The sequence below is a fragment of the uncultured Maricaulis sp. genome (genome assembly GCF_963975345.1).
In the GTDB taxonomy this organism is placed as follows: domain Bacteria; phylum Pseudomonadota; class Alphaproteobacteria; order Caulobacterales; family Maricaulaceae; genus Maricaulis.
The window spans coordinates 131,817-142,368 of sequence record NZ_CAXBGE010000010.1 but is presented as its reverse complement, the minus strand read 5'-3'; the positions used below and the strand labels follow the sequence as shown (position 1 = coordinate 142,368).

Here is a 10,552-nt window from a genome sequence, read left to right as displayed (position 1 = left end):
CCATCGGCAAGCTGCAATGGTGGATCCTGCAGGAGACGTTCAAGCTCCAGCAGGCGGCGACCAATCTTGAGCCGCGCTGGAATGTCGCTCCAACCCAGCTTGCACCGATCATCCGGCAGCGCACCGACGAGGAACACGCCAATGAGATGGCGATGGCGCGCTGGGGGCTGGTGCCGCATTTCTGGCACAAGCCGCTGAGCGAGATGAAATACTCCACCTTCAATGCCAAGGCCGAAACCGCCGCCGACCTGCCCAGCTTCCGCCACGCCTTCCGCCGCCATCACTGCATCGTGCCGGCAGTCGGGTTTTACGAATGGACCGGTGAGAAGGGGGCGAAGCAGCCCTGGTTTATCGGGCTCAAGGATTGTGACTGGTTCGGCATGGCCGGGCTGTGGGACCGGGCCGAGATCGGGGGCGCGACCATTGAAAGCTTCACCATTCTGACCATCCCGGCCAATGACGCCATGAAGCGGCTGCACCACCGCATGCCGGTGATGTTGCGACCGGAGGATTGCCAGCCCTGGCTGGAGCCGCACACCGCCGATATCGATCTCATCCTCAAGGGGCCGCCTGCCGAGACGCTGTGGATTCATGCGGCCAACAAGGCGGTCGGCAATGTCCGTACCGATGGCGATTGGCTGACCCAGCCCGGCGACGGGCCGCAATTGACGGGCCTGGTCTGATGGCGCCGCCTGAGGCAGTGCGCAGGCTCAGGGCTTTCCTTGCTGAACATGGACTTGAGATCGCGGTCGGCCCGGCCGATTCGGACCTGGGCGGAATTGACGCTGTCGTGCTCATCGTCTCGGCGCCGCAGAGGCCGGACTTGCGCATCACCCTGTTTGACGAATATGGCGATGCCCGGCCGGACAATCCGGCGCTGTGCCTAGCCTTGCTCAACATGCAGTTTCGCGAGCTGAGTGATGCGGGCGGAGAGGTGACACGCTGGGCCACCGCCGAAGGGCTCGACCCGGCCGCCGCGAAGGCGCAGACAGCCTTTGCGCAGAACGAGGCCGCCCATGCCGCTTTCCTTGCGGCCTACGGTCCGATCCCCGATGTGGTGAGTGATCTCGACTGGCAGATCAATGCCGGCCCGGCGCAGGCGCTGCGGGCCTGGTAACTGCGGGAGGCCTAGCCTTGTTCCGCGCCAGGCTCGCCCTCACCTGCCGGTGTGGGCGGGCCCAGGTCAGGAGCGCCCCCTTGTTCCGCCTGGATCAATTCGCGCAAATCGATGATCGTCGCACGGACAAGTTCGAGCCTGCCCAGCTGGAGTTGCTGACGAAAATGGATCTGCAGCAGGGTTCGCGCCAGCGCCGGGTCATGGTTCAGGGCGGTGATGTCTCCGCGCAGATGCGACGTCTCGTAATAATCGCCATCGACGTCGATCTGGTTGAACAGATCGCTGTACAGGTCCGTGAAATCGTCGAGCAGGAGTATTTCCTTTTCGCGTTCGAGGAGAACGAAGCCGTAATAGCGGGCGATGGCCAGCCGCAAGGATGGCGAGGTGACGCTATTGGCCGCCCTGGAGTTCACGAACACTTCCAGCGCGGACTGGTGGAAGCGCACTTCCGACAAGCCGTTTTGCCGGAAATTGTGCTCGAATTCGTCTCGGGTCGTCTCGTCGACCAGACCGGCGACCAGCATGTCGTGCGCGGCCCGCGTCGCCGCGACGGCTTCCCGGCCAAAGGGCATTTCCTCGTCGATCAATTGCAGGGACTGGTCGAGCTCGGTGGCGATGTGCGCGACCAGCAATTGGGCCTCCTGCCGGTCCTGACGCGCCTCATTCCAGGCGGTGACCTGGAAACCGATCACGACACCGGCAATGACGATCAGGAATTCGAGCGCGATGGCGGTCCAGTTCTGGGTGCGCAGGTGATGGATGATGCGTGAGAGGATCATGGCGTCATCCCCGCTTCTGAATGACGGGCCTCATCGTCATGAGAACCGAGTAGCGAATCGAGTGCCGCGTGAATGGCTGCCAGCCGCCTGTCTTCTTCGGCGAGCGCGGTCATCCGGAAGAAGCCAGCGCGCGCGGCCACATCAAGCAGGTCGGCGCCAAAGCTTTCATCGTCGCGCATGGCAAGGTAATCACAATCCGTTGCCGCTCGGCGCAACTGCCCGCTCTGCCGGTCCGGGACCGTTGAGAAGAGATGAGGATAGGGCCGCACAAGGTTTGGCATGTCGACCCGGATATCGGAAAACCGGTCGGCCGCCGTATCGGCGAAACCGCGATAGCTAATCAGGGCCCGGCGAAGGGCATCGTCGCCAATAATACCGAGATTGCCCGTAGCAAGCAGCTCGTCTAGCGTCGGTAATGCATAACCTTCAAGGTAGAAAATCCCGAGCCGCGAGATGCTCGTACAGGCCCCGTCGGGCAGGGTCGCCGGATCGCGGCCATCATAGATCACCTCGACGACAGCGCTGGCGTGGTCGACACGCCGGGTCACGTTGTCGAGAAGTCCAAGACGGCCGGCTTCCGCATCGACGATCTCGGCATGAAGCCGCGCTAGATAGGCGCCTTCCTGAATTCGGTCCTGCCTTTCCTCATTCCACGCAGTGACCTGAAAACCGAGCACCACACCGGCGATCACGATGACGAATTCAATCGCCACAGCCGTCCAGTTCTGGGTTTTCAGATGGTGGATGATGCGTGAGAAGATCATGCGGCGGCCTCGCGGTCTGCTGCAATCGCTTCGCGAATATCGCTGGCCTCGCTGCGCCGGTCCCGCCCCATCGTCTGCAGGACCTGGAGGGTTGAAATCCAGTAGCGAAGCTGGTTGTGGAGCTCTGTGTCGCCGGCCAGCAGGTTTGCGGTCTGCGTGATTTCTTCGCTTTCGGCCGGAGGATCGCAGGCGATCAGGAATTGGCGGCCATAGAAATCCGAATCCCAGCAATTTTCCCAGATATAGAGCTGTAATCGAACCGGAATGATGCCGCGCACCGAGACGCGATAGGCCGGTCGCTCGGTCATGGTGAAGTTTTCGGTCAGGGTATAATAGACCGACAGCCGCTCGCGGACATTGAGGTTGGCGATCAGGCCGAGCTCGCCGGCGCTGGTAATCTCGGTATAGGTCGTCTGGACGGCGTTGAACTCGCTGACCTGGCTGGCCTGGAAGAAGGCGACGACCAGGTCCCAGTCGGCTTCGGTGCCGGGAATCCGGTCGGGGTCACTGCTGGTATCGAGGGCTTGAACCCCGAAATCGGAGACCGTGGACCAGAAGGCGATCCGGTCGTCATAACTCGCAATATCGACGGCGAGATCGGACTGGATGCGTTCGAGATAGGCCTGTCCGCGCGCTTCGCCCTGGCGGGCCTCATTCCACGCCGTCACCTGGAAACCGATCACGACGCCGGCGATCACGATGACGAATTCAAGCGCGACGGCGGTCCAGTTTTGGGTTTTCAGGTGGTGGATAATGCGGGAGAGGATCATGGCGCATCCCCGTCGCTCGTTTCGGTGTCGTCGGGGGCCTCCCAGGGCTCAAGGCCGCGGCTTGTGGCCAGATAGGACTCCAGCTCCGCTATGCGTTCCAGCTGTTCTCCCGTGAAGCCGAAAATCAGCCTTGAGCGAACATGGATGGCGGACAGCGTGCCAACAAAAGCAAGGTCATTGCACAGGGCATCAAAGTCAAAGCGGGCGTCAAAACCAGCGTCTCTCACAAAGTCGTATTGAGTGACGTCGACCTGTCGGGTGATTTCGGGGCGTAGGGCGACAGTATCCTGCCGGGCGCCTTCGATGATCGTGCCGCTCCTTTGGTTGAGGCCATTGACGCGCGCCAGGCGTTCGCGCAATTCCAGATCGCGGATAAGGCTGATATTCCCTGTCGCGACCAGTTCATCGGCTGTTTCCCAACGCAGTGGCACCGGATTGATATTGCCGGCAAAAGCAAGGCCTCGAATGAAAAGGTCGCGCTCATCGTCCGCAGGCGTGCAGTTTCTCAGGGCGTTCAGCGCGATGTCCTCGGCGTCAAGCTGGGTCTCATCCCATCGGGCGTTGGCAAAATAATCCTCCAGCGTCCCGACCAGATCGGCGTGGAGACGCTCCAAATAATAGGTCTCCAGTTCCCGGTCGGACCGTTCAGCGTGCCATCCGGTGACCTGGAAACCGATCACCACGCCAGCAATGACGATCACAAACTCGATTGCGACGGCGGTCCAGTTCTGGGTCTTCAAATGGTGGATGATGCGGGAGAGGATCATTGTAATCGCTCCAGTTCGGCTGTGAGCAGATCATGCAGGGCCTCACCCTCTGCGACCGCCTCCTCGGCGGAGGATTGGATATAGACCTGCCAGGCCTCGACGATGGGCAGCCATTCGACATAGTCTGGCCGGGCCCGCATCCGCGTGAGTGCCTCATCGACATCGGCGGCGGTGAAGGGCTCCGGCGGGTTGGGGTCTTGCCAGAGCCGTTCCTGGGCTGGTTTGAGGATGCCGGCGCGGCGCTCCTGGTAGGTGGTTTGGACGTTTTCGCGCAGATAATTCCATTGCGAGACCGACGCGGCCGACTGGTAATATTCCGCGATCCGCGCCCGTACCGTTTCCGAGCGGATGATGGCGACGTCACCGACAGCAATCATCTCGTCGAAGGCAATGCGGTCGACGGTCGCGGTGTAGGTGAAGGAGGCCGTGATGATCGAGCGCAAGAAGGGGGTTGGCTCCTCGATGACAGCACTGGTTGAACCGGCGGCCTCGAGAATTAACCGGACTTGGGCAGCGCGGTCGGCGGCCAGGTGGGCTGCGTCCTCGAACTCCGCGATATCGGACTCCAGCGCCACAGTGATGCGTTCAATATAGCGGTGCTCCAGGGCGCGCTCATGGCGCGTTTCATTCCATGCCGTGACCTGAAAACCGATCACCACACCGAGAATGACGATCAGGAACTCGAGTCCGATGGCAGTCCAGTTCTGGCTGCGCAAATGATGGATGATGCGGGAGAGGATCATCGGATCGGCAAAGCCTCGCACTGTAGGTCGTTGTTTCCAAGTGCCTGGCAGCCCTCGGGGAAGCCGCGCACTTGCCAGAGTTCGAGCAGGCCAATATCGCGGATGTGCTGGCGCCAGCGCGGATCATTGCGGTAATTGCTCGTCAGCCCGAGGAATAGCTGCAAATGGGATTGCGGCTCGGTTGACCAATTGGCTTCGGCTGCATCCAGGGCCATATCCGTATCGTCCACCAGCATGGCAATCCAGCCGCGCCACTCGGGATTGTTCTGCGCAAAGGCGCGGAGCGCCGGATCTCCTGCCGCCCACGCTTCCATGAAGCGATGGACGGGCTCGCGGAACTCCGGGGGATAGATACCCAGACGCAGTGCCTCTTCAAAAAGCTCGCCGGTTTCCTCAAGCCGTCCGTGGCTTAGCAGGACCTGCAAGGCCTGAAAGTAGGCAACGACCATATCCGGGCCGAGCTCGCGGGCCAGTCGAAACTCGTCAAGCGCGGCGTCGCCGCCATAGTCGGGATGGTCGATCGAGGCCCAGCCCAGCGTGTTGTGATAGACTGGCACCAGCGGGTCGAGTGCGACGGCGCGGGCCGCCAGCTCCCGGGCTTCAACGGAATATCCGATCCCGACAAGGCTTTGGGCCACATTATCGAGCACGGCGGCATTTTGCGGCTCCAGCGCCACAGCCCGGTCGAAGGCTTGATAGGCTGCGACCCACTGGAATTGGCCGACCAGAAAGCTGCCGATATAGGCCTGCGCCTCACCGGACTGGGGATCGAGCGCCGCTGCGCGCCGGGCGGCGGCCAGACCGATATTGCGCCAATATCGAAAATCGGCGACGGCCGCGACAGGGTGATAGGATTCATAGACCGAATACACCCCGGCCAAGGCAATCCAGGCCGGCGCATAATCGGGGTCCCGAGCGACCACTTCCTGCAGCAGGAAGGCTGCCGTCTCCAGATTTCGCGGACCGCGCCGGAGAAAGAGCTGCCGGGCCTGGAGGTATTTCTCATAGGCCTCGATATCGCTGGTCCGATCATGCGCGGCCGGTTGCCAATCAATTCCGAGAGAGCTCGCGAGCTCGCCGGCGACGGCGGCGGCGATCTCGTCCTGGATGTCGAAGATGTCAGCGATCTCGCGATCATAGGTCTCCGACCACATGTGAAACCCGTCCGATGAGCGTATCAGCTGGGCGGTAATGCGCAGGCGGGTGCCGGAGCGGCGCACACTGCCTTCGAGCACATGATTGACGCCGAGCGCCTCGCCGATGGCGCGCAAATCTTCATTGCGGCCCTTGAAGGCGAAGCTCGATGTGCGGCCCGCCACGCCGAGCCCCGGAATGCGAACCAGGACGTTGAGGATTTCCTCGGAGATGCCGTCGGAGAAATATTCCTGGTCGCCGGCCTGGCTCAGATCGACGAAGGGCAGGACAGCGACCGAGGCGTCTGTTTCGTTGCCAGCGATCGCGCGGGCAGGGCCGGAGCGGCTCGGTGCCATTTGCTGCCAGCCGATCAGACCGACCAGGATTACCAGCCCGGCGATGATGGCGTAGTCGAGCGCTCGCACGCCCTGGGGCGCTGGATTGCCGGCCTCGGGAAGCCCTTCCGTGCGCTTCATCCCGTCGGGCGTCATCTCGAAGGCCCAGGCCAGCAGCACGGCTATCGGAAAGGCCGCTATCAGGAAGACGGCAACCACGCCATCGACCCAGCTTGGCAAATCCAGCGCCGGTGTGAGGACATTGACGATCTGCAACACCAGCCAGCCGACCACCAGATAAGCGGCAGCGACGCGAAATACATTGCGGCGGCGGAGCTCGGCGAGGAAATTCATGTGGTTTTCCAGATAACAGGATGGAAGCGATTGCACGAAGCCGTGCGTGTCGGGATATTGCGGGTTCGGTCGTTCACGGGGCGGTTCACCAATCCTTCAGCGGGAAATTTCCGTTGTCCTGAGGTGGCCAGGGAAAACCGGCTTGCTCGAGACGTCGCGCGAAATTGGGTGTGACTTCCAGATCCCAGGGGGCTCCGCAGGCACAGATAACGATGGTCTGGATCAGATCATGAAAGCCGAAGGGCAGGGCGTCATTGGCCGCCGCCCGTGCATTGGCTTCGGTGCGCTCTCCGAGCGTGGCGTGCAGGACCAGTCCGGTGAATCCGAAATCCCCCTCCGTCCGGTCACGCAGGGCGGCGGCTTGTTCGTAATCGCCATCGCGGGCAGCGGCCATGGCTGTGAGGAAATTGCGCAATACTTCAGGGCCCCGGATGTCGTCGAGAAACTCCTCGAACTCGGCGCGCGGACCAGCCTCGAGCAGGGTCAGCCCGGCTTGAGACATCAGGAGGTTATTGCCGGTGTCGATGGCCAAGCCCGACTGCGCAGTCGCAAGAGCGAGATCATACTCTCCCGCATCGCGCGCGATACCCGAGAGCGTCGCCCAGTATTGAGGATTGAGCGGATCGCAGGAGACCAAACGTTGGGCGTAAGCCACAAATTCCGATGATCGCCCGGAGATGCTGGCCATTTCCGACACCCAGGCGGCGTTAGGGCAACCATCGGCCTGGTTGGCACGGTCGAGGATGCGGCCGGCGCCGGACCAGTCATCCTGAAAATAGAGCCGGTCAATGGCAATCATGGCGCGATTCTCCGACCGGTCCGTGGTCGCAGCGGCCTGATCGAGCAGTTCCAGATAGCGGTCAGCGGCCGCTTGGGCGGCGGCGATTTCCTCGGCGCCACCGGTCGCGGCATCGACATGGGTCTGGTGCGCGTAATAGTCGGCGCGCTGGACATAGGCGTCGGAGAAATTCGGTGCCAGCTCGGTTGCCAACTCGAACAGCGCGTCCGCCGGGGCCAATCTGGCGACAAGGCTGCCGACGCCGCCATGGGCGGCGATGGCGATCTCGACGCCGCGCTGATAGGCGATATAGGCCTCGACATTGCCGACACCGATATTGCGCATTCGGGCTCGCTGAGCCTCGTCGAGCACGATATCGAGCACGTCGGCGATACTGGTGGCGATGTCCTCCTGGATCGCGAACACATCCTCCATGGTGCGGTCATAGGTTTGTGACCAGACATGGCTGTCATCGGCGGCACGGATCAGCTGGACGGTGATGCGAACCTGGTCACCGGAGCGGCGGACCGAGCCCTCGACCACATGCGCGACGCCGAGCTGCGCCGCGATTTCCGGCACATTGTGGTCCTCACCGCGAAACTGGAAAGCCGAGGTGCGAGAGGTGACGAGCAGGTCCGGCAGGGCGGCGAGCGAGTTGAGAATCTCCTCGGTCAGACCGTCGGCAAAATAGCGGTCATCATCGTTTGAAGACATCGCCATGAAGGGCAGAACGGCAACCGAGAGGGCGGGCGCTGATGAGGCGACGGCCACCGCTTCTGAATCGGGTGCCGGCGCTGCCAGGTCGGACTCCGTGTTCGGCGCAGGAGCCGTGTTGGGCATCAGCCAGCTGCCCAGCACCAGGATCACCACCAGGGCCAGCCCGCCGAGAATAGCGATGTCCAGCGTCGACCCGGTCGCCCGCGCCAGCGAGGTCGCCGGATCGATGCTCTCGGTCGGCTTTAACCCGTCCGGGGTCAGTTCGAAGGCCCAGGCAATGAAGAGTGCCACGGGAAGCCCGGCGAGCAGCAGGATCAAAGCGAGGCCGTCGGCCCAGTCCGGCAGGGCTGCGGCATCGGCGATCACGGCGATCACCTGCATCACCAGCCAACCGACCACGAGATAGGCAGCGGTAACACGGAAGACATTGCGGCGGCGAAGCTCGGCAAGGAATTGCATCATTGGGCCGAGGCTCCGTCACACTGGAAATCATCATCGCCGAGGGCGCGACACCCATCCGGGAAGCCGCGCGTTTTCCAGAGGTCGAGCACACCGAGTTCGCCTACGAGCTGGCGCCAGTGTGCATTCCCGGGCAAGCCGCCGGGGACGGGGAGGTAGAGATAGGAGCTCACCAACCCTCCCGGCTTGTCCCGGATGGCCGACAGGCGATCAACAAACAGATCGGCATCGCCGAGAATGATGCCGGCATCGGCCCCGATTTCAGGATCAATTTCGAGTGCGACGGCCCTTACGGCCTCTGGCCCTTCGGCCCAGGCCTGGAAGAGCGCGCCATAGTCATGGACCTGTGCCGGAGAGAAGGCATTGTTGGAGACAGCCTGATCGTAAGCTTGCTGCGTCGCTTCCCGATTGCCTGATGCTTCCAAGGCATTGAAGAGGTTCAGATGAGCAATACCAAAGGACGGGTCGATGGCGATGGCCCGATTATAGCTGGCGATGGCGCCCGCCAGATCCGCGCCCGGTGGAAGTGAGGTCGTCCAGCCCAGATTGCTGTGATAGAGCGGCACCAGAGGATCGATCGCGATGGCCCGGGCTGACAGCTCGCGCGCCTGCCGGATATAGCCGGTTTGTGTATACAGCTGGGCAGCCTGGTCGAGGACGGTGGAATTATTCGGGGCCAGGGCGAGGGCCCGTTCGATCGAGTCGAAGGCCTCGACCCAATCCCCCACGACCGACTGGTAGGCGCCAAGATGGACCCAGGCTTCACCCGAGTCCGGATCCAGCGCGATGGCGCGACGTGCCGCGGCTTCGCTGATATTGGTCCATTGCGCCATGTGATCGGGGTTCTCGTCGAGCGAATAGGAATCATAGACACCATAAACGCCCGCCAGTGCCGTCCAGGCCGGTGCGAAACCGGGATCGCGGGCGACGACCTCGTGCAGCAGCAGAGCCGCCGTCGCCATATTTTCTTCACCGCGCAGCAGGTAAAGCTGATGCGCTCGCAGGTATTTCTCATAGGCCTCGATATCATCGGTACGGCTGTGTGCGCCGGACTGCCAGTCGAGGCCGAGTGAGAGCGCCAGTTCGCCGGCGACAGCCGCGGCAATCTCGTCCTGGATGTCGAAAATATCGGCGATTTCCCGGTCATAGGTTTCCGACCAGATGTGGAAGCCGTCGGATGAGCGGATCAGCTGGGCCGTGATGCGCAGGCGCGTGCCAGAGCGGCGCACCGAGCCCTCCAGGACATGATTGACGCCCAGTGCTTCACCGATCACGCGCAGGTCCTCATTGCGCCCCTTGAAGGCAAAGCTCGATGTGCGGCCCGCCACGCCCAGTCCCGGGATGCGGACCAGAACGTTGAGGATTTCCTCCGAAATCCCGTCAGAGAAATATTCCTGATCCCCTGCCTGGCTCAGATCGACGAAGGGCAGGACCGCGACAGAGGCGCTTGTTTCGGTCGCGGCGACTGTGTTGGCTGGGGCTGCGTCGCGCGGGGCCAATTGCTGCCAGGCGATGAAGACGATCATCAGCGCCAGCGCCGCGACAATGGCGAAGTCGAGCTTGCGGCCTGTGGTCGGCGCGATGCTTTGGCCGTCGGGCACGGCGGCGGTCAGCTTCATGCCTTCCGGCGTCAACTCGAAGGCCCAGGCGAGCAAAACCGCGATGGGGAAGCACACGGCGAGAAAGCCGATCACCACGGCGTCAAACCAGGCGGGCAGGCCGAGGCTCGCTTCCAGCAGGGCCGAGACCTGGATCAAGAGCCAGCCGACCACCAGATAGGCGGCGGCAACGCGGAACACGTTGCGGCGGCGAAGTTCGGCGAGGAAATTGGTCAT

The 10,552-nt window shown here is 62.6% G+C and carries 10 protein-coding genes; 2 read left to right on the top strand and 8 right to left on the bottom strand.

Translation table 11 applies throughout. The annotated features are described in order from the left end of the window. Both AAC029_RS12120 and AAC029_RS12115 read left to right on the top strand, forming a co-directional pair. Positions 1 to 683 (top strand): SOS response-associated peptidase (locus AAC029_RS12120; RefSeq protein ID WP_339748125.1); only part of this gene is annotated, 683 nt, incomplete at its 5' end. Continuing rightward, positions 683 to 1,117 (top strand): hypothetical protein, encoded by a 435-nt coding sequence (locus tag AAC029_RS12115; RefSeq protein WP_339748122.1) that lies wholly within the window; start codon positions 683 to 685, stop codon positions 1,115 to 1,117. The genes AAC029_RS12120 and AAC029_RS12115, both read left to right, overlap by 1 nt. Positions 1,118 to 1,128: 11 nt before the next feature. Here the strand turns inward: AAC029_RS12115 and AAC029_RS12110 are convergent, their stop codons facing one another. From AAC029_RS12110 to AAC029_RS12075, 8 genes are all read right to left on the bottom strand, one after another. Continuing rightward, positions 1,129 to 1,896 (bottom strand): hypothetical protein, encoded by a 768-nt coding sequence (locus AAC029_RS12110; protein ID WP_339748119.1) that lies wholly within the window; start codon positions 1,894 to 1,896, stop codon positions 1,129 to 1,131. Next, complete coding sequence (locus AAC029_RS12105) at positions 1,893 to 2,660, bottom strand: hypothetical protein (protein ID WP_339748116.1); 768 nt, start codon at positions 2,658 to 2,660, stop codon at positions 1,893 to 1,895. Before AAC029_RS12105 ends, AAC029_RS12110 begins: the two co-directional genes overlap by 4 nt. Further along, on the bottom strand, positions 2,657 to 3,430 hold the full coding sequence (locus AAC029_RS12100) for a hypothetical protein (protein ID WP_339748113.1): 774 nt from the start codon (positions 3,428 to 3,430) through the stop codon (positions 2,657 to 2,659). Before AAC029_RS12100 ends, AAC029_RS12105 begins: the two co-directional genes overlap by 4 nt. Beyond that, positions 3,427 to 4,197, bottom strand: coding sequence for a hypothetical protein (locus tag AAC029_RS12095; protein ID WP_339748111.1), 771 nt, complete (start codon positions 4,195 to 4,197; stop codon positions 3,427 to 3,429). Before AAC029_RS12095 ends, AAC029_RS12100 begins: the two co-directional genes overlap by 4 nt. Continuing rightward, positions 4,194 to 4,940, bottom strand: coding sequence for a hypothetical protein (locus AAC029_RS12090; protein WP_339748109.1), 747 nt, complete (start codon positions 4,938 to 4,940; stop codon positions 4,194 to 4,196). The genes AAC029_RS12095 and AAC029_RS12090 overlap by 4 nt, the downstream gene beginning before the upstream one ends. Further along, complete coding sequence (locus tag AAC029_RS12085) at positions 4,937 to 6,763, bottom strand: hypothetical protein (RefSeq protein ID WP_339748106.1); 1,827 nt, start codon at positions 6,761 to 6,763, stop codon at positions 4,937 to 4,939. The genes AAC029_RS12090 and AAC029_RS12085 overlap by 4 nt, the downstream gene beginning before the upstream one ends. 85 nt (positions 6,764 to 6,848) lie before the next feature. After that, positions 6,849 to 8,720, bottom strand: coding sequence for a hypothetical protein (locus tag AAC029_RS12080; protein WP_339748104.1), 1,872 nt, complete (start codon positions 8,718 to 8,720; stop codon positions 6,849 to 6,851). After that, the gene (locus AAC029_RS12075) at positions 8,717 to 10,552 is read right to left on the bottom strand and encodes a hypothetical protein (protein ID WP_339748102.1); all 1,836 of its coding nucleotides are present in this window, start codon (positions 10,550 to 10,552) and stop codon (positions 8,717 to 8,719) included. Before AAC029_RS12075 ends, AAC029_RS12080 begins: the two co-directional genes overlap by 4 nt.

What these genes read in the sequence shown, in the direction of transcription:
- AAC029_RS12115 (WP_339748122.1), top strand. Translation starts at nt 683, where the DNA reads ATGGCGCCGCCTGAGGCAGTGCGCAGGCTCAGGGCTTTCCTTGCTGAA.
- AAC029_RS12110 (WP_339748119.1), bottom strand. Translation starts at nt 1,896, where the DNA reads ATGATCCTCTCACGCATCATCCATCACCTGCGCACCCAGAACTGGACC.
- AAC029_RS12105 (WP_339748116.1), bottom strand. Translation starts at nt 2,660, where the DNA reads ATGATCTTCTCACGCATCATCCACCATCTGAAAACCCAGAACTGGACG.
- AAC029_RS12100 (WP_339748113.1), bottom strand. Translation starts at nt 3,430, where the DNA reads ATGATCCTCTCCCGCATTATCCACCACCTGAAAACCCAAAACTGGACC.
- AAC029_RS12095 (WP_339748111.1), bottom strand. Translation starts at nt 4,197, where the DNA reads ATGATCCTCTCCCGCATCATCCACCATTTGAAGACCCAGAACTGGACC.
- AAC029_RS12090 (WP_339748109.1), bottom strand. Translation starts at nt 4,940, where the DNA reads ATGATCCTCTCCCGCATCATCCATCATTTGCGCAGCCAGAACTGGACT.
- AAC029_RS12085 (WP_339748106.1), bottom strand. Translation starts at nt 6,763, where the DNA reads ATGAATTTCCTCGCCGAGCTCCGCCGCCGCAATGTATTTCGCGTCGCT.
- AAC029_RS12080 (WP_339748104.1), bottom strand. Translation starts at nt 8,720, where the DNA reads ATGATGCAATTCCTTGCCGAGCTTCGCCGCCGCAATGTCTTCCGTGTT.
- AAC029_RS12075 (WP_339748102.1), bottom strand. Translation starts at nt 10,552, where the DNA reads ATGACCAATTTCCTCGCCGAACTTCGCCGCCGCAACGTGTTCCGCGTT.